At 65.6% G+C, this 16,961-nt stretch carries 16 protein-coding genes; 11 read left to right on the top strand and 5 right to left on the bottom strand.

The window, feature by feature from the left end:
- Nucleotide 1: 1 nt before the first annotated feature.
- From EV560_RS15535 to EV560_RS15525, 3 genes are read left to right on the top strand one after another with little or no spacing between them, the layout of a single operon-like run.
- Nucleotides 2-721, top strand: a complete 720-nt coding sequence (locus tag EV560_RS15535) for an ABC transporter permease (protein WP_131856666.1) — start codon at nt 2-4, stop codon at nt 719-721.
- The gene (locus EV560_RS15530) at nt 721-1,443 is read left to right on the top strand and encodes an ABC transporter permease (protein ID WP_131856665.1); all 723 of its coding nucleotides are present in this window, start codon (nt 721-723) and stop codon (nt 1,441-1,443) included. Before EV560_RS15535 ends, EV560_RS15530 begins: the two co-directional genes overlap by 1 nt.
- Entirely contained in the window at nt 1,440-2,207 is a 768-nt protein-coding gene (locus EV560_RS15525; RefSeq protein WP_131856664.1) for an ABC transporter ATP-binding protein, read from the top strand. Before EV560_RS15530 ends, EV560_RS15525 begins: the two co-directional genes overlap by 4 nt.
- Before the next feature lie 400 nt (nt 2,208-2,607).
- On the opposite strand, the gene EV560_RS15520 is transcribed toward EV560_RS15525, so the two are convergent.
- The gene (locus EV560_RS15520; protein WP_248312057.1) at nt 2,608-3,390 is read right to left on the bottom strand and encodes an IclR family transcriptional regulator; all 783 of its coding nucleotides are present in this window, start codon (nt 3,388-3,390) and stop codon (nt 2,608-2,610) included.
- A 226-nt stretch (nt 3,391-3,616) separates the two neighbouring features.
- Between EV560_RS15520 and EV560_RS15515 the strand changes: the two genes are divergently transcribed.
- From EV560_RS15515 to EV560_RS15505, 3 genes are all read left to right on the top strand, one after another.
- The gene (locus EV560_RS15515; protein ID WP_131856663.1) at nt 3,617-5,137 is read left to right on the top strand and encodes a sugar ABC transporter ATP-binding protein; all 1,521 of its coding nucleotides are present in this window, start codon (nt 3,617-3,619) and stop codon (nt 5,135-5,137) included.
- Nucleotides 5,134-6,129 carry an ABC transporter permease gene (locus EV560_RS15510; protein WP_131856662.1) on the top strand — a complete coding sequence of 332 codons (996 nt, stop codon included), beginning with the start codon at nt 5,134-5,136 and terminating at the stop codon, nt 6,127-6,129. The genes EV560_RS15515 and EV560_RS15510 overlap by 4 nt, the downstream gene beginning before the upstream one ends.
- Nucleotides 6,130-6,216: 87 nt before the next feature.
- Nucleotides 6,217-7,161: an ABC transporter substrate-binding protein gene (locus EV560_RS15505; RefSeq protein WP_131856788.1), complete on the top strand. Its 945-nt coding sequence runs from the start codon at nt 6,217-6,219 to the stop codon at nt 7,159-7,161.
- Nucleotides 7,162-7,289: 128 nt separating this feature from the next.
- Here EV560_RS15505 and EV560_RS15500 read toward each other — a convergent pair whose 3' ends face one another.
- Nucleotides 7,290-7,988 (bottom strand): FadR/GntR family transcriptional regulator, encoded by a 699-nt coding sequence (locus tag EV560_RS15500; RefSeq protein WP_248312056.1) that lies wholly within the window; start codon nt 7,986-7,988, stop codon nt 7,290-7,292.
- A 226-nt stretch (nt 7,989-8,214) separates the two neighbouring features.
- Here EV560_RS15500 and EV560_RS15495 point away from each other — a divergent pair, with 226 nt between their 5' ends.
- The 5 genes from EV560_RS15495 (at nt 8,215) to EV560_RS15475 (ending at nt 12,446) form a co-directional block, all read left to right on the top strand.
- Nucleotides 8,215-9,213, top strand: coding sequence for an ABC transporter substrate-binding protein (locus tag EV560_RS15495; protein WP_207908036.1), 999 nt, complete (start codon nt 8,215-8,217; stop codon nt 9,211-9,213).
- A 94-nt stretch (nt 9,214-9,307) separates the two neighbouring features.
- Nucleotides 9,308-10,126: an ABC transporter permease gene (locus tag EV560_RS15490; RefSeq protein WP_131856661.1), complete on the top strand. Its 819-nt coding sequence runs from the start codon at nt 9,308-9,310 to the stop codon at nt 10,124-10,126.
- Nucleotides 10,123-10,947 carry an ABC transporter ATP-binding protein gene (locus EV560_RS15485; protein WP_131856660.1) on the top strand — a complete coding sequence of 275 codons (825 nt, stop codon included), beginning with the start codon at nt 10,123-10,125 and terminating at the stop codon, nt 10,945-10,947. Before EV560_RS15490 ends, EV560_RS15485 begins: the two co-directional genes overlap by 4 nt.
- A 9-nt stretch (nt 10,948-10,956) precedes the next feature.
- Entirely contained in the window at nt 10,957-11,709 is a 753-nt protein-coding gene (locus EV560_RS15480; protein WP_131856659.1) for an ABC transporter permease, read from the top strand.
- Between the two features lie 32 nt (nt 11,710-11,741).
- Nucleotides 11,742-12,446: a fumarylacetoacetate hydrolase family protein gene (locus EV560_RS15475; protein ID WP_131856658.1), complete on the top strand. Its 705-nt coding sequence runs from the start codon at nt 11,742-11,744 to the stop codon at nt 12,444-12,446.
- A gap of 63 nt (nt 12,447-12,509) precedes the next feature.
- Here EV560_RS15475 and EV560_RS15470 read toward each other — a convergent pair whose 3' ends face one another.
- The 3 genes from EV560_RS15470 to EV560_RS15460 all read right to left on the bottom strand — a co-directional run bounded on the left by EV560_RS15470 (nt 12,510) and on the right by EV560_RS15460 (nt 16,762).
- Complete coding sequence (locus EV560_RS15470) at nt 12,510-13,325, bottom strand: DUF4118 domain-containing protein (RefSeq protein WP_165923481.1); 816 nt, start codon at nt 13,323-13,325, stop codon at nt 12,510-12,512.
- Nucleotides 13,326-13,621: 296 nt separating this feature from the next.
- A complete protein-coding gene (locus tag EV560_RS15465) occupies nt 13,622-15,028 on the bottom strand; it encodes a M20/M25/M40 family metallo-hydrolase (RefSeq protein WP_131856656.1) in 1,407 nt (468 codons plus the stop codon).
- 144 nt (nt 15,029-15,172) lie between these two features.
- Nucleotides 15,173-16,762 (bottom strand): ABC transporter substrate-binding protein, encoded by a 1,590-nt coding sequence (locus EV560_RS15460; RefSeq protein WP_465247013.1) that lies wholly within the window; start codon nt 16,760-16,762, stop codon nt 15,173-15,175.
- Nucleotides 16,763-16,961: the final 199 nt, after the last annotated feature.

The raw sequence follows: 16,961 nt of genomic DNA, 5'->3' as shown, positions 1-16,961 counted from the left end.
CATGACCGATTTCGCCTTTCTGACGACGCTCGGCTTCGGGCCGGGCGGCTGGGGTCCTGCCATGCTGACGGCGGCCGCGATGACGATCGCGGTCGCGTTGGCGGGCTTTGCCTTCGGCGCGGTCATCGGCGTCTGCGGCGCCTGGGCCAAGCTCTCGGGCGGCGTCGCGCTGCGCGCCGCCGCCGATGCCTACACCACGGTCCTGCGCGGCATTCCCGACCTGCTGGTGATCTACCTGTTCTATTTCGGCTCGAGCGCGGTGCTGACGCCGATCGGGCGGTTCTTCGGTGCCACCGGCTTCATCAGCCTGCCGGGCTTCCTGGCCGGCGCGCTGGCGATAGGCGTGGTCTCGGGCGCCTATCACACCGAGGTCTTCCGCGGTGCCTATCGCAATGTCGCGCGCGGCGAGATCGAGGCCGCGCTCGCCACCGGCATGTCGCGCCCGCTGATGTTCCGCCGCATCGTGGCGCCGCTGGTGCTGCGCTATGCGTTGCCCGGCCTCGGCAATGTCTGGCAGCTCGTGCTGAAGGAATCCGCCCTGATCTCCGTGACCGGCCTGGTCGAGATCATGCGCCAGGCCCAGATCGGCTCGGGCTCGACCCGCCAGCCCTTCACCTTCTTCTTCGCCGCGGCGATCCTCTATCTGCTGATCTCCAGCGTCTCGGGCTGGCTGCTCGGGCGCAGCGAGCAGCATTTCACGCGCGGCATGAGGAGGGTGTGATGGATTTCGCCTTCCTCTACGAGACCCTGCTGACCTTGCTCCCGGGCATCCCGCTGACGCTGAAGCTTGCCGCCTCGGCAGTCGGGCTGGGCGCAGTGCTCGCCTTGGGGCTCGCCTTGATGCGGGTCTCGAAGATCGGGCCGCTCAGCGCCTTCGTGAAGACCTATGTCTTCTTCTTCCGCTCGACCCCGCTGCTCGTCCAGATCTTCCTGATCTATTACGGGCTCGGCCAGTTCGTCGGCATTCGCCAGAGCATCCTCTGGCCGATCCTGCGCGAGCCGTATTGGTGCGCCGTCATCGCGCTCACCCTGAACACGGCGGCCTATAGCAGCGAGATCATCCGGGGAGGGCTCCAATCCGTGTCGGCCGGGCAGGTCGAAGCCGGGCTCGCCTGCGGCATGACGCGCCTGCAGCTGCTGCGCCGGATCGTCCTGCCTCTGGCGCTGCGCCAGGCGCTGCCGGCCTATGGCAGCGAGATCATCCTGATGATCAAGGCGACGGCGCTCGCCTCGATCATCACTTTGCTCGAAATCACCGGGCTGGCGGCCAAGCTGATTTCCGAGACCTATCGCGCTTTCGAGGTGTTCGTCGTGGCTGCGGCCATCTACCTGCTGATCAATTTCGTCGTGACCCGTCTGATCCAGCTTCTCGAGTACCGGCTGACGCCGCATCTGCGGCCGGCGCCGCATGCGGCCCTCGTCAAGCAGGGAGGCGTGGCATGAACGTCGAGATCCAACCCGCTGTCAGGATTGCGAAATTGCATAAGCGCTTCGGCCTACTCGAGGTGCTGAAGGGTATCGATCTCAAGGCGGGTGAAGGCGAGGTCGTCTCCATCCTCGGCTCGTCCGGCTCCGGCAAGTCGACGCTGCTGCGCTGCATCAACATGCTCGAAGTGCCGGATTCCGGCGAGATCACGGTCGCTGGCGAAACGATCCGCCTGGAAACCTCGGGTGGCAGGACGCGTCCTGCGGACCGAAGGCAGGTCGATCGGATGCGCGCCCATATCGGCATGGTCTTCCAGAGCTTCAATCTCTGGTCCCACATGACCGTGCTCGAGAATGTCATCGAGGCTCCGGTGCATGTGCAGAAGCGTCCGCGCGCCGAATGCATCGCCGAGGCCGAGGACCTGCTGGCCAAGGTCGGCATCGCCGACAAGCGCAACCATTATCCGGCCCATCTGTCCGGCGGCCAGCAGCAGCGTGCGGCGATCGCGCGTGCACTGGCGCAGCATCCCAAGGTGATGCTGTTCGACGAGCCGACCTCGGCGCTCGATCCGGAACTGGTCGGCGAGGTGCTGCGGGTAATGCGCGCGCTCGCCGAGGAAGGCCGCACGATGCTCGTCGTCACCCATGAGATGGGCTTTGCCCGCGACGTGTCGTCGAAGGTCGTCTTCCTGCATCAGGGCGTGGTGGAGGAGGAAGGCTCGCCGGCCGACGTCTTTGGAAACAGCAGTTCGGAACGCTTCCGCCAATTCCTGGCCAAGTGACCTGATCCCGGCGTTGAACCGGGAGCCGAGGGAGCGCCAAGGATCAGCGGGAGCGTCAGCTCATGGCAGCGCTACAGAGCCAGGTGAGCAGGCAGCAGGGAGCGCCGAACGGCAGACGGGCGAGCATGCTCAGCCGCGCCAATCCGATTCGCATAAGACATATTATGGAACAAATATGTGGTTCCGGAGCCTTCGCTTCTGCGGAGCAACCGCCTTCCATTCCCGTTGAGCACGATAGCGCAAGCTACTGTTTCGATGCTGCATTTCCCGAGGCTACGCATCGATGCCATCCGCTTGACCGCTACACGCCGACTTCCGCTCCAAGTGCCGTGGTCGCCCGCAGGTTCGGTCTGCATCCGGCAGTCGGATATTCCTCGGACATGCCATGCGCTTCGCGACCTCAGCTCAGCGACAGCTCGGCAGCCAATCTCCGCAACTGCGCGACCGTGGTCTCCATGGCCGCCTCTGGTTCGGATCCCGGGCGGCCAATCCATGCGCAGGTCACGACGGCGACGGCGTCGCCTTCAGGCGACAGGATCGGCGCAGATAGATCGGTGATCCCGAGGAGCTGCCGGCTCGGACCCTGGCGGTAGCCGCGCGCTCTCGTCGCCGCGAACTCGGTCTCGATCCGATGCAGTTGCGCGAGCGCCTCGCTGCCGCCCCAGACGGCAAGGGTCTCGGTCCGCCGCGCGGGGTTCTGGAACGCGAGCAGCGTCAGGCCGGAGCCGGTATCGAGCAAGCCGAGCCGGGCGCCCACACGCACGCGGAACTCCCAGGTGTCCATCGGGCTGGCCTGCGCCACGACGATCGCAGCCCCACGGTCAGGCACGACGAGATGGCACGACTGCCCGGTCTGGCGAGCGAAGGCGTCCATTTGCGGCTGGGCCTGGGCCACCAGCCGGCGGATCGGCGGATGGCGATTGGCGAGCACGAAAAGCTTCATCGACAGCGCGTAGCGATCGCCGCCGGACGAGCGCACCACATAGTCGCGCGCCACCAGCCGCTCCAGCATCCGGTAGATTTCGGAGGGGCCGCGGCCCATTGCCTTGACGATCTCGCCACGGGTGAGGCCGGCCGACTGCTCGGAAAGCAATTCGAGAATATCCAGCCCCTTGTCGAGCGCGGGCGCGCGATAGCGCTCGCTTCCTTCCGCCGCGGCGTCCACAGCCTCCTGCGTGTCCACTTCGCCCTCCCCTCTGTCGGCGCGGCTTGTTCGATGGTCGCCGCTTCGGTGAAGTCGCTTGCCATTATGTTCAGGCATAAATAGCATATCCATATATAAACATAGCCGCACAAATGGCGGCAAACGGGATGGAAATGCCGATGTGCCCCGGGGACCAGGATTCCCGTCGAGGCCGGCCGGCAGGCGGGCCTGAGCGAGCGCCTTTCGCCGGACGGATAGCCGCGTCATGACCGGCCTCCTGCAGATGGCCGGCATCGAGAAGCGGTTTCCCGGCGTTCATGCGCTGAAGCAGGCGCAATTCGAGCTTCGGGCCGGCGAGGTCCATGCCCTGATGGGTGAGAACGGCGCCGGCAAATCCACGCTGATGAAGATTCTCGCCGGCATCTACCAGCCCGATAGCGGCAGCATCGCCATCGACGGCCAGGAGGTCGCCATCGCCTCGCCGCGGGCGGCGCAGAACCTCGGCATCGCCATGATCCACCAGGAGCTGGCGCTGATGAACGACCTCACGGTCGCCCAGAACATCTTCATCGGCCGCGAGCCGCGACAGTCCTTCGGCCGGCTCGACGAGGCGGCGCTGAACGCCCGGGCAGCCGCGATCTTCCACGCGATGAACATCGCCATGGAGCCGCGGGCACTCGTCGAGGGGCTCACCATCGCCCGCCAGCAGATGGTCGAGATCGCCAAGGCCCTGTCGGTGAAGAGCCGCATCCTGATCATGGACGAGCCGACGGCGGCGCTGAACGATGCCGAGATCGCGGAGCTCTTCCGGATCATCCGCCAGCTCCGCACCGAGGGCGTCGGCATCGTCTATATCAGCCACAAGATGGACGAGATCCGCCAGATCGCCGACCGGGTCACGGTGATGCGAGACGGCGAGTTCGTCGGCACGGTCGAGGCGGCGGATACGCCGATCGCAACCATCATCACCATGATGGTCGGCCGTGCGCTGACTGACGAGGCGCTGCCGGTGCCCGACCTCTCTACCCAGCCGGTGGTGCTCGAGGTGAAAGGGCTCAGCCGTGGCCGGGCAATCCGAAATGTCAGCTTCACCTTGCGCCGGGGCGAGATCCTCGGCTTCGCCGGGCTGATGGGCGCCGGCCGCACCGAGGTGGCCCGCGCCATCTTCGGCGCCGACCGGCATGAGGCCGGCGAGATCAGGGTCCATGGCGAGCCGCGCGCTATTCGCAGTCCCAGGGACGCGGTTCGCGCCGGCATCGGCTACCTGTCCGAGGACCGCAAGCATTTCGGCCTCGCGCTCGGCATGGATGTGCGCGACAATGTCGCGATCGCGAGCCTCCAGCGCTTCACCGACCGGCTCGGCCGGCTGAACGAGGCGGCCATGGGCGAAACCGCGCGCCGCTATATCGGCAGGCTGGGGATCCGTACCCCCTCGGAGCAGCAGGAAGTACGGCTGCTCTCCGGCGGCAACCAGCAGAAGGTGGTCATCGCCAAATGGCTGCTGCGCGACTGCGACATCCTGATCTTCGACGAGCCGACCCGTGGCATCGACGTGGGCGCCAAGGCGGAAATCTACCGGCTGCTCGCCGAGCTCGCCGCCCAGGGCCGGGCGATCATCGTGATCAGCTCCGAGTTGCCGGAGGTGCTGCGCCTCAGCCACCGCATCGCCGTCATGTGCGAGGGGCGCCTGACCGGTATCCTGCCCGGTGGTCCTCACACGACCCAGGAAGAGATCATGCGGCTCGCGACCCAGCGCGAGGCCCTGACAGAGGAGCAGCCGGCATGACCGCCTTTCCGACGCGCACGCTCGCGGCCGGCGCCAAGGTTTCGGGCGCCGGGCAGAAGCTCCTCGCCTTTGCGAGCCTGCTGATCCTGGTGGTCGGCTTCAGCCTGGCCTCGCCCAACTTCCTCCAGACCTCGAATATCATGGCCATCCTGCAGGCGACCTCGGTCAACGCCGTGCTGGCGGTGGCGGCGACGCTGGTGATCATCACCGGCGGCATCGATCTTTCGGTTGGAACGCTGATGACCTTCTGCGCCGTGATCTGCGGCGTGGTGCTGACCTGGTGGGGCATGCCGCTGCCTGTCGGCATCCTCGCCGCCATCCTCGCCGGCGCGGCCTGCGGGCTGGTTTCGGGCACGATCATCGCCCGCATGAAGATCCCGCCCTTCATCGCCACGCTGGGCATGATGCTGATGCTGAAGGGCCTGGCGCTGATCATCTCCGGCACCCGGCCGATCTATTTCAACAGCACGCCGGGCTTCACCCAGATCGCCCAGGGCTCGCTGGTGGGAATGGTCATCCCCCAGCTGCCGATCCCGAACGGCGTGCTGCTGCTCTTCGCCGTCGCCGGCTTCGCCGCCTGGATCCTCGCGCGCACCGTGCTCGGCCGCTACACCTATGCGATCGGCTCGAATGAGGAAGCGATCCGGCTCTCCGGCGTCAACACCGATGCCTGGAAGATCGCCGTCTACGCGCTCGCGGGTGCGATTTGCGGCATTGCCGGCATCCTGATCGCCGCGCGCCTCAACTCCGCCCAGCCCGCGCTTGGACAGGGCTATGAGCTCGACGCCATCGCTGCGGTGGTCATTGGCGGCACCTCGCTATCGGGCGGGCGCGGCACCGTGCTCGGCACGCTGATCGGCGCGCTCATCATGTCGGTGCTGACCAACGGGCTGCGCATCCTCTCGGTCGCGCCGGAATGGCAGACCGTGGTGACCGGCGCGATCATCATCGTGGCCGTCTATGCCGACCAGTTGCGCCGCAGGCGTGGCTGACCAAAGGGCTGGCGGGCCGCATCGCTCGTCTGCCGAAGACCAAGACCGATCGAACAGGAGGAGACAATGACCAGAGGCAAGGAAAGCATGCCCACCAGACGCCTGGTCCTCGGTGGAATCCCCGCAACTGCATTGCTCGCAGCGTCACCAATCGCCATGGCCCAGGAGAAGATCTACATCCCGTTGATCTCGAAGGGCTTCCAGCATCAGTTCTGGCAGGCGGTGAAGGCAGGCGCCGAGAAGGCGGCGGCCGAATACAAGGTCACCATCTCGTTCGAGGGGCCCGACAACGAGACGATGGTCGACCGCCAGATCGACATGCTGGCTGCCGCCCTCGCCAAGAAGCCGACGGCCATCGGCTTTGCCGCGCTCGACAGCCAGGCGGCGATCCCGCTGCTGCAGCAGGCCAAGAGCGCCCGCATCCCGGTGATCGCGTTCGATTCCGGCGTCGAGAGCGATATCCCGGTGACGACCGCGGCGACCGACAACATCGCCGCCGCCGCCCTCGCCGCCGACAAGATGGCCGAGCTGATCGGTGGCGCCGGCAAGGTCGCTGTCCTCGTCCATGACCAGACCAGCCGCACCGGCGTCGACCGCCGCGACGGTTTCGTCAACCGGATCAAGCAGGCCCATCCGAAGATCGAGATCGTCGCAATCGAATACGGCGCCGGCGACCATCTGAAGTCGACCGAGATCACCAAGGCGATCCTCCAGGCCAATCCCGACCTGAAGGGCATGTTCGGCGCGAACGAAGGCTCGGCGATCGGCGTCGCCAATGGCGCGCGCGAGATGAACCGCCGCCTCGTGATCATCGGCTTCGATTCGGGCGCTGCGCAGAAACAGGCGATCCGCGACGGCATCATGGCGGGCGCCATCACCCAGAATCCGGTCGGCATCGGCTACGAGACCGTCAAGGCCGCGGTCGCTGCGATCAAGGGCGAGAAGGTCGCGCCAAAGATCGACACCGGCTTCTACTATTACGACAAGTCGAACCTCACCGATCCGCGCATCGCCGCGGTTCTCTACGACTGACCCTCAAGCCGGCGCAGCAGCACGCCGCGGCTGCGCCGGACTTCAAGGGGGCCGGTTGCCTTGCCGCGCCGGCTTCCCATTGGATTCCGGGCCAACGTCGCCGTTGACGTCGAAGGCCCCTCTCCTCCTCAGGGCGCGCGCCCGATCAGCCGATCCTCGACATTCTGGAGATGCCGGCGCACCGCCTCGGCCGCGCCGGCCGGCTCGCGATGGGCGATGGCGTCGACGATCCGGGCGTGGTCGTCGAAACTATGGTGGTCCGAGGGCGGGCTGCCATGGCTCGGCCGCGGCCGCCCCCAGGTGACGGCACGGCGCACGGCGTTCAACGTGTCGAACAGCGCGAGCAGGATCGGGTTATGCGCGGCCTCGGCGATCTCGTGGTGGAAGCGCGCGTCATAGGCTTCGTATTCGCGCCAGGTCGTCGAACTGCGACAGGCCTCGTTCAGCTCGGCAAGCGTGGCGATTTCGGCGGCCGTCGCATTGATCGTGGCGAGGCGGGCGAGTTCCGGCTCAAGCGCGATGCGCGCCTTCATCACCTGGATCGGGTTGCTGCGCTGCGCCAGATCCGAGATATCGACCAGTTGCGGCGGCCGCGATCCGACGAAGGTGCCCTTGCCGACATGGCGCCAGAGCTGCCCCTCCCGCTCGAGCACGGCCAGGCCCTTGCGCAATTCGGTTCGCTTGACGCCGAGCATCTCGGCCAGTTCCCGCTCGGGCGGCAGCCGCCCGTCATCGGGAAGCCGCGCCGAGGCGAGGAAGCCATAAAGCTGCGTCAGGACCCCTGAATAGGCGGCATCGGCCGGAGGGGTGACTTTCTGATCCATCATGACGTGACCGGCAATAGGTGGTTCCGACTTGATTCCACGGATCGCCGGCGATTGCAACCATTATGAAATTGGTTGAAACAATGGCATCTCGAAGACCGCACAAGCTAGCTGTTCTGCGGAAACTGCTACCTTGACAGGATCAATTTGCCACATGACATTGCCCAAATAAAAATTGGTTGCGACCAGATCGCTCAAAAGACCAAGCAATAATCATGGGAGGAATCAGATGATGAAGCCCTTGGGAGGAAGACTGTCCGCCATGGTCGGTGCCGCTGCCGTCGCGGCCGCGCTGATGTTCGGGAGCCTGGAAGCGCAGGCGCAGAACAAGGTCCGGATCGCGCTCGGAGACGTGCTCTCGACCGAGACGCTCGCCATGGTCATCGCGCTCGAACGCGCCAAGGAGAAAGGCGTCGACTACCAGGTCACGCATTTCTCGAAGGAGGATCTCGCCATCCAGGCCGTGATCAACGGCCAGGCCGATCTGGGCATCGGCACGCCCTATGCCGTCGTCCAGAAGAGCAAGGCGCCGCTGCGCGTCCTCTTCCAGGGCACGCGCCTCGTCTTCTTCCCGGTCGCCGACAAATCCTACAAATCCTGGAAGGACATGAACGGCCAGCCGATCACCTTCCACGCCCGCGCGACCGGGACGGAGGCGATCGGCAACATCATCGCCAAGCGCGAAGGTATTCAGTTCGGCGAGCGCAGCTATGTGCCGGGCTCGGAGAACCGGATCATCGGCATGATGAAGGGCCAGATCAAAGCGACCGTGGTCGATCTCGCCAACAAGAACCTGCTGCTGGAGAAGGCAGGTGACCGCTTCCACGTCCTGCCCGGCGTCAGCGAGCCTGCCTCCGACGAGACCCTGTTCGGGCAGATCGAGTGGATCAAGAAGAACGAGAAGCAGGTCGATGTCATCGTCACCGAATTCCTGCGGCTTTGGCAGGAAATGGCGGCCAACCCGGCAGTGGTCGAGCAGGAGCGTGCCAAGCGCAAGCTGATGGCCGACCAGCCGAAGGAGGTGCTGGAGGGCATCACCAAATTCTACACGATGGCGACGAAGGAGGGCGTCTATGCGCCGACCGGCGGCAATGCCGAGATCGCGAAGGCCGATTTCGAGTTCTACACCGAGGCCGGGCAGATGCAGGGGCCGGTGGCTGAGCTGAAGGTCGAGGACTTCTGGTATCTCGCGCCGCTCGAGCGGGCGCGCAAGGCCTTGGGCAGCTAGGCCAGGCTCGCGCCTGCCTGTCGCGCCAACCGGCATGCCGGGCGATCATGCCCGGCGGCCCCTGCTACGGCTCTCACAAGCGGAGTGACCTCCCTTGCAGATATCCGACCTTGCCACCGCCTTTCCGACGCGTCGTGACGCTCAGGCCAGCTACTGGCGCGATGTCCTGATCCACCCGCTCGTCCTGCGTCTGCTGTCCTTCGCGGCCGTGCTCGCGCTCTGGGAATATGCCGGGCGAATTCCGCTGAGCCCGGCCTTCCCGACCTTCCTGGAAACCATGGGTGGTCTCGGCGCGATCATCGCCGACGGCACCCTCTTCAAGGCCTTCCTGATCACGCTCCATCCACTCGTCATCGGCCTTGCCGTTTCGGTCCTGCTCGGCATCGCGCTCGGCGTTCTGATGGGGCTGCACGAGCCCTCGGAATGGCTGATCGCGCCGGTCTTCATCATCGCGCAGGCGGCGCCGCTGGCCGCCCTCATCCCGATCCTGACCTTCGCCTATGGAATCGGGCTCACGGCCAAGATCATGACCGTCTGCATCATGGCCATGCCGGTCATCGTGCTGAACACGCTGGGCGCGGTGCGCAACACGCCGAAATCGCTTCTGGAAATGGGCCGGTCCTTTCTCGCCAGCCGCAGCCAGAGCATCCGCCTCATCATCCTGCCCGCGGCGAGCCCGATGATCTTCGCCGGTCTTCGGCTGGGCTGCGCGGCGGCCTTCATCGGCGTCATCCTCGCCGAGCTGCTGATCACGCCGACCGGCATCGGCGACGTGATCTCCTACAACCAGTCGGTCGCCGACTATCCGAAGATGTACGCGGCCATTCTCGCCATCATCGTGTTCTCGGTCCTGTTCATCGAGATGCTCGAACGGATCGAGGTCACCCTGTTCCGACCGGAGGCGCGCGCATGAACCCGAACCTTGAAAGCACGACGGCGCAGCCCGTGAGCGAGCTTGCGCTGCCTCCCCTCCCCGCCCGGCCGATCGTCGAGGTCAAGAGCGTCTCGAAGACCTATGCCGGCGGCATCGAGGCGCTCAGCGGCATCTCGCTGGACTTTCCGGAAGGCCGGCTGACGACCCTGCTCGGACCATCCGGTTGTGGCAAGACCACGCTCCTGAAGATCATCGCGGGCCTGATCCCGGCCAGCGGCGGCCAGGTCTTCGTCGACGGTCGCGAAGTGAAGGGGCCTGGCCCCGAACGCGCCTTCGTCTTCCAGGATTTCGCGCTGATGCCCTGGGCGAGCGTCATCCGCAATGTCGCCTTCGGGCTCGAATTGCGCGGCGTGGCCCATGGCGAGCGTGAGGCCATCGCCGAACGCCAGATTGCGCGCGTCGGCCTCAAGGGCTTCGAGAAAAAGTACCCGCACGAGCTCTCGGGCGGCATGCGCCAGCGCGTCGGCTTGGCCCGGGCGCTCGCGGTCGATGCCAAGGTCGTGCTGATGGACGAGCCGTTCTCGGCGGTCGACGAGCAGACGCGCCGCAAGTTCCAGGAGGAACTGCTCGAGCTCGTCGCCAATGAAGGCAAGTCGTTCATCTTCGTGACGCACAGCATCGAGGAGGCGGTCTATGTCTCCGATCGGATCGCGCTGCTCTCGCGCCGCCCGAGCCGCGTCTCGGCGGTGATCGAACCGAAGATCATCCGCGACGGCGACCCGGACAAGATCAGGCGCGACAGCGCCTATCTCGATGTGGTCGAGGAGATCTGGCAGCAGCTCAAGCATTATCTGGACTAGGGGGCGGCCATGGTCATTTCCGGCATTCGCCTTCCCCTGATGACGTCGCTGATCGTCTGGGCCGTGATCTGGGAGATCGTCGGGCATACCGACGCGGGCTTCATCCTGCCGCCGCTGTCGCGCATCGTCTGGCGCGTCGTCGAGATCGTCCCGACCGCCTCGTTCCTCGACGCGCTGCTGATCACCGCCAAGGCCTTTCTGCTGGGCAATGCCATCGCGATCGTCATCGGCGTCCCGCTCGGGATCCTGATGGGCCGCTCGGTCATCGCCGACCGGCTGCTCCTGCCCTGGGTCAACCTGTTCCTCTCGGCGCCGCTCAGCGCGCTGGTCCCGGTCATCATGGTGCTCTTCGGGCTCGGCGAGACGACGATCGTGCTCACCGTCGTGCTGTTCTCGATGTGGATCATCGTGCTCAACACCCGTGCCGGCATCCGCGCCATTTCGCCCTCGCTGGTCGAGATGGCCCGCAGCTTCGGCGCCAATACCTGGCAGGCCTTCAGCCGGATCTATCTCTGGGCGGCGCTGCCCGAGATCCTGGCCGGCATCCGGCTGGGCATGATCCGGGCGGTGAAGGGCGTGATCATCGGGCAATTGCTAGTCTCGGTGGTCGGCTTCGGCACGCTCTTCGAGATCTACCAGTCGCACTTCCTGATGGAGCATTTCTGGGCGCTGCTGCTCGTGCTCTTCACCTTCGCCTTCACCCTCAACGAATTGCTGGCCGGGCTCGAACGTCGGTTCGCCTATTACGCCGCCTCGCGCTGACCCATCCTCTTGCCAACGAAGGACCCCGCAAGATGAATATCGCCACGCCTCAGAACCATGTCGTCCAGGCCCCTGCCCCGGTCACGCTGCCGGTGCGCGGAACGCAGAGCCGCTTCCCGGTCCACCGCATCTATTGCGTCGGCCGCAACTACGCCGCCCATACGATCGAGATGGGCGGCGATCCCAATCGCGAGGCGCCCTTCTTCTTCCAGAAGAACCCCGACAACGTCGTCCTCGACGGGGCCGACTTCCCCTATCCGCCGCGCAGCAGCAATGTTCACCACGAGATCGAGATGATCGTCGCCCTCGCCAAGGGCGGCAAGGACATCCCCGTCGATAGCGCGCTCGATCACGTCTACGGCTATGCCGTCGGCCTCGACATGACCCGGCGCGACCTGCAAGACGAGTGCAAGAAGGCAGCAAGGCCGTGGGAGATCGGCAAGGCCTTCGAGCATTCGGCGCCAATGGGCGAGATCGTTCCGGCAAGCACGATCGGCCATCCCGAGAACGGGGCGATCTGGCTCAAGGTCAATGGCGAGATCCGCCAGCAGGGCGACCTCAACCACATGATCTGGAAGGTGCCGGAGATGATCTCCTATCTCTCCGGCCTGTTCGAGCTGCAGCCGGGTGACCTGATCATGTCCGGAACGCCCTCCGGCGTCGGCGCGATCGTGCGCGGCGACGTCATGGAAGGCTATGTCGAGGGCGTCGGCACATTGCACGCCAAGGTCGCGTGACCCCGGCGACATCAGCGCGCGGTCATGATCGCGCGCTGATGTCCGAAAGGCCCGGACTTGCGCTCACGCGACGGGGCGGCCGGTCATTGTCTGGCGAGCGAGGGCCAGCGACAGGAGATTGGCCACGAGTTCGGCCAGGAGGCCGGGCTCGGCCGGGCGTTCCTCCGGATCGAAGGCGAGGCCGATCACCGCCGACGGTCCGTCGGCCGTAGGGGCGGGCCAGAAGTCGAAGCGGGATTCGTCGAACGGATAGACTGCCGCGGGAACGCGCTTTCGGCTGGCCAAAGATGCGGTCGCCGCCTCGAACTCCACCGCACTCGGCGTAAGCCCGCCGCGAAGCTCGGCCAGTTCGGCCTTGGCATCGGCCGAGATGATCACCACGGCCGGAACGCCGAACAGCTTATCGAGGGTGGCTGCGGTCAGCGACAGGATCGCCTTGTTGCTCTTCGCCGCAATGACGGCGTGACTATAGCCCTGCAGGATCTGCGCTTGCTGCCGGTGGCGCGCCGCGTCATTCGCCTTGCGCTGCGCTGTGGAGGCGACGGCGCTCGAGATGCAGCCGACCAGGAAAAGCAGGCCGATCGCCCAGATGTTCGCGGGATCGTCGACGCGCAGCGAATAGAGCGGCTCGGTGAAGAAGAAATTAAAGGAGAGCGCGCCGAGCACCGCCGCGCTCAACGAGGGACCGAGGCCGAACAGGACCGCGGAGACCACCACCGGGATCACATAGACGAGCGACAGGTTCGGAACCGCGACTGCGGTGTCGAACCCGACCGCGACCACTGTCGCGAGCGCCGCCATGGCCACGGCCGCCAGATAGCCAACGACTCTGGGCAGGTCCGACAGTTGCAGGCCCTGCCGCTGCTCGGCGAGCGCCACTGGCGCAGCGCCGTCGCCAAAATCCGTTCTCGATGTCGACATCGCGGTCATCCGTATGCCGGGATGCATACGCTCCATCATCGGTTACGCGCTTCGAGCTCAGACCGAACCAGCGGCCATCCGAAGTGCTTCGAGGCAGCACCCACGGAGGGAACGCCTGCCTGCCCGATATGAAGTACGCTGGACATAAGGATTCCATGCGGACTTGCCGGCTTCCCCGTAAAATTCCGCCGATCGTCCCCCCTTGTCTGGCCTCGCGCGCTGTCCTGCGGCGGATTTGATCCGCGAACCTCGGATCAGGTCGCCCGGCCGAGCTCTGCGAGCAGCCGCGCATGTGCGCGAGCGCCCTGGCGGTAGCAGCGGAGCTCGAACTTCTCGTTCGGGCTGTGGACCTGATCGTCGTCGAGGCCGAAGCTGAACAGGAGCGCATCCACTCCAAGGATGCTCTTCAAGGCCCCGACCATCGGAAGGGCGCCGCCGCAACCGCCCAGAATCGCCGGCTTGCCATATTCATCGCCGAGAGCCCGCCTCACCGCGCGCATCCAGCGGGTGTCGGCCGGAATCTCGATTCCCGGCTCGGCGCCGAGCACGTCCAGCGTGATCTCGGCATCGGGCGGCCGCCTGTCGTCGAGGAAGCGGCGGAAGCACTGAGCGACGCGCTGCGGGTCCTGGCCGGGCACCACGCGAAACGAGATCTTGGCATGCGCCTCGGCGGGGATGACCGTCTTGCGACCTTCTCCGGTATAGCCACCCCAGATGCCGTGGATATCCGCTGTTGGTCTCGACCAGAGCCTCTGCAGTGCCGGCCGGTCGGTCTCGCCGGCGGGCGTCGCGAGGCCGAAGGACTTCAGCAATGCGGCCTCGTCGAAGGCGAGCGCATCCCATTGTCGGGCGAGCGCCTCCGGAAGCTCGGGCACGTCGTCGTAGAAGCCGGGAATCTGCACCCTGCCCTGCTCGTCATGCAGCCCCCCGAGCAACTGCGTCAGGGCGTTCAAGGCATTGCGCGCGACACCGCCGAACAGGCCCGAATGCAGATCGCAATTGGCCGTGCGCAATTTGATCTGGGTGTAGACCGTGCCGCGCAGGCGCGTGGTGATCGAGGGCGACGCGATATCCCACATGTTGCCGTCGCTGATGACAGCGACATCGGCCTTCAACTCGTCGGCATGCGCCTGGAGAAAGGGCTTGAGGCTAGGACTTCCGGTCTCCTCCTCGCCCTCGACGAGAACCGTCACCCGCACCGGCAGCTTGCCGTGGACCGCGCGCCAGGAGCGGAATGCCTCCACCCAGATCATCACCTGGCCTTTGTCGTCTGCCGCGCCGCGGGCGACGATCCGCTTGCCGGCCGGGCCGTCTATCAGAACCGGTTCGAAGGCCGGGCTGGTCCAGAGCTCCTCCGGATCGGCCGGCTGCACATCGTAATGGCCGTAATAGAGGATATGCGGCGCGTCCGGCCCCGCCTCGTCGGAATGGGCGATCAGGATCGGGCGCCCCGGCGTTTGCCGAACGCTCGCGCTGAAGCCGAGCCCCTCGAACTGGGCCGCAAGCCACTCCGCCGCCTTCTGGCAGTCACCCGCATAGTCGCTGACCGTGCTGATGCTGGGAATGCGAAGGAAACTAAACAGGCGTTCGAGGGCTGCACCCTCGTTCTCCGCGAGATGCGAAAGGACTTTCTCGATATTCGATTGCGGTTGATCAAGCATTCGCTCGGCTCTCTTCTCATCATCAGGCAACCCCCACGATCCGGGGGGGCCGAATTCGACGGCATGTGACATTCGCCTCGGGCATCCCCCTACGATCATCCAGGGGAACGCCCGAGTTCGGGACGCGCGCTTTCGAGCGGCTACTCAGGCCTTCCTGACATTCCAGAACGTCGCGAACCCTGAGAGCACCCCTTCGAGGCTCGTCCGGTAAGCCGTCGGCTGGTAGTACATACCCAGCGGGATCATCGGCAGATCGATGAATGCCTGCTTCTGGATCTCCACCGCTACGCGCTTCTGCGCCGCCAGATCGGGCGCCGTGAGCCATTCGTTGCGCAACTCCTCGAGCCGGTCGCTCTTCGGCCAGCCGAAATAGGCCTGCGGTCCCGTGCGCAACAGCGTCGCCGCAACCGGATTGAACTGGCTCAGGCCGGGCCCCGGCGCGATCCAGATATTCCAGCCGCCCTGCTCGACGGGCTCCTTCTTCATCCGGCGCTGCGCGATGCTGGCCCAGTCAAGCTCGGCATAGTCGACGTTCATGCCGACCTTCTGGAGCATGTCGGCGTTGACGATGGATGCAGCCTTGCCCGCCGGGATATCGCCGGGAGACATGATCACGACCTTCTCGTTCTTGTATCCGGCCGCCTTGATCTTCGCGGCGACGGCGGCGAAGTCCCGCGGCGTGTCGAAGACATCCAATCCGGCATCGCTCGCCATCGGGCTGCCGGGCACGAAGAATCCGACGCGCGCCTTCCAGCCGGACGGGTCCGTCCCCGCCATCGCGATGCAATAATCCTCCTGCTTGACGGCGCCGAGCAGCGCGCGGCGTATCTCCGGATTGTCGAAGGGCGGTATCGCCTGGTTCATCCGCATATCGGCCTTCATGCCGGTCGGATCCGTCACTGCGACCTTGACGTTGCGGGCGCTCCTCAGCACATCCAGAAGGTCGAGCGGCGCATATTCGATCCAGTCGGCCTCACCGGTCTGCAGCGCCGCCGCGATCGTGGCCGGATCGGGGATGACCTTCCATTCGACCCGGTCGATGTTGACGACCTTCGGGCCTGCGGTCCAACCCGGCGTGCCTGAATCCCGCGGAACATAGCCGGCGAACTTCTCGTAGGCGTAGCGTTCGCCTTGCATTTCCTCGTTGGCGACGTAGCGGAACGGCCCGCTGCCGACCATGTCCGTCACCTGCTTCATCGGGTCGGTATTCGCCAGCCGCTCCGGCATGATGGCCGGCATGAACAGGGGCGTGCTCGACAGCGCGTCGGGCAGCAGCGCGAACGGGCGCTTCAGCCGAAACTGGATGGTGCGGTCATCCGGCGCGGACAGTTCATCGGTCACCGCCGCCAGGGCCTGCCCCAGCGGATCGCGCACGCAGAAGCGCCGAATGCTGGCGGCGGCATCGCGCGCCAGCACGGGCGTCCCGTCATGGAATTTCAGGCCCGGCCGCAGCCTGATCTTCCAGAGCTTGCCGTCATCCTCGATCGCCGCGCCCTCCGCCATTTGCGGCTGGGGCCGGAAATTCTCGTCGATCCCGTAAAGCGTATCGAAGATCATATAGCCATGCGTGCGTACGTTCGCCGCAGGTATCCACATCGGGTCCTTCGAGTTGAGGTCGCGCTGCGGAATGAATTTGATGACGCGATCTGCGGCAGCCCTTGCGACATGGGGGCTTGCCAAGCTTCCCGCCGCAAGTCCGAGCGAGGCACCCAAGAAAGTTCTACGATCCATGATCTATCCCCTCCGCTCCTTATAGAGTTCGGCTGGCGGCCGGGCCGCCTCGACCGCCCTTGAGATCAAGCCACTCCCGGTTTCGGCCTGACATCGAAATCCGGGAGTCGAAGGGACTTGACAGGGTAATCGATTACCCTTAATCGTAGTCATACTGGGCCGGCCGTGTCAACTATGAGCGCGCGCCCGTCATCGCTGCGAG

This window comes from Allobosea sp. BK604 (genome assembly GCF_004341515.1).
Taxonomy (GTDB): domain Bacteria; phylum Pseudomonadota; class Alphaproteobacteria; order Rhizobiales; family Beijerinckiaceae; genus Allobosea.
This window is presented reverse-complemented; position numbering and strand designations above follow the sequence as displayed.

Bases quoted from the DNA above. Each gene is read 5' to 3' on its own strand.
- EV560_RS15535 (WP_131856666.1), top strand. From the start codon at position 2: ATGACCGATTTCGCCTTTCTGACGACGCTCGGCTTCGGGCCGGGCGGC.
- EV560_RS15530 (WP_131856665.1), top strand. From the start codon at position 721: ATGGATTTCGCCTTCCTCTACGAGACCCTGCTGACCTTGCTCCCGGGC.
- EV560_RS15525 (WP_131856664.1), top strand. From the start codon at position 1,440: ATGAACGTCGAGATCCAACCCGCTGTCAGGATTGCGAAATTGCATAAG.
- EV560_RS15515 (WP_131856663.1), top strand. From the start codon at position 3,617: ATGACCGGCCTCCTGCAGATGGCCGGCATCGAGAAGCGGTTTCCCGGC.
- EV560_RS15510 (WP_131856662.1), top strand. From the start codon at position 5,134: ATGACCGCCTTTCCGACGCGCACGCTCGCGGCCGGCGCCAAGGTTTCG.
- EV560_RS15505 (WP_131856788.1), top strand. From the start codon at position 6,217: ATGCCCACCAGACGCCTGGTCCTCGGTGGAATCCCCGCAACTGCATTG.
- EV560_RS15500 (WP_248312056.1), bottom strand. From the start codon at position 7,988: ATGATGGATCAGAAAGTCACCCCTCCGGCCGATGCCGCCTATTCAGGG.
- EV560_RS15495 (WP_207908036.1), top strand. From the start codon at position 8,215: ATGATGAAGCCCTTGGGAGGAAGACTGTCCGCCATGGTCGGTGCCGCT.
- EV560_RS15485 (WP_131856660.1), top strand. From the start codon at position 10,123: ATGAACCCGAACCTTGAAAGCACGACGGCGCAGCCCGTGAGCGAGCTT.
- EV560_RS15480 (WP_131856659.1), top strand. From the start codon at position 10,957: ATGGTCATTTCCGGCATTCGCCTTCCCCTGATGACGTCGCTGATCGTC.
- EV560_RS15475 (WP_131856658.1), top strand. From the start codon at position 11,742: ATGAATATCGCCACGCCTCAGAACCATGTCGTCCAGGCCCCTGCCCCG.
- EV560_RS15465 (WP_131856656.1), bottom strand. From the start codon at position 15,028: ATGCTTGATCAACCGCAATCGAATATCGAGAAAGTCCTTTCGCATCTC.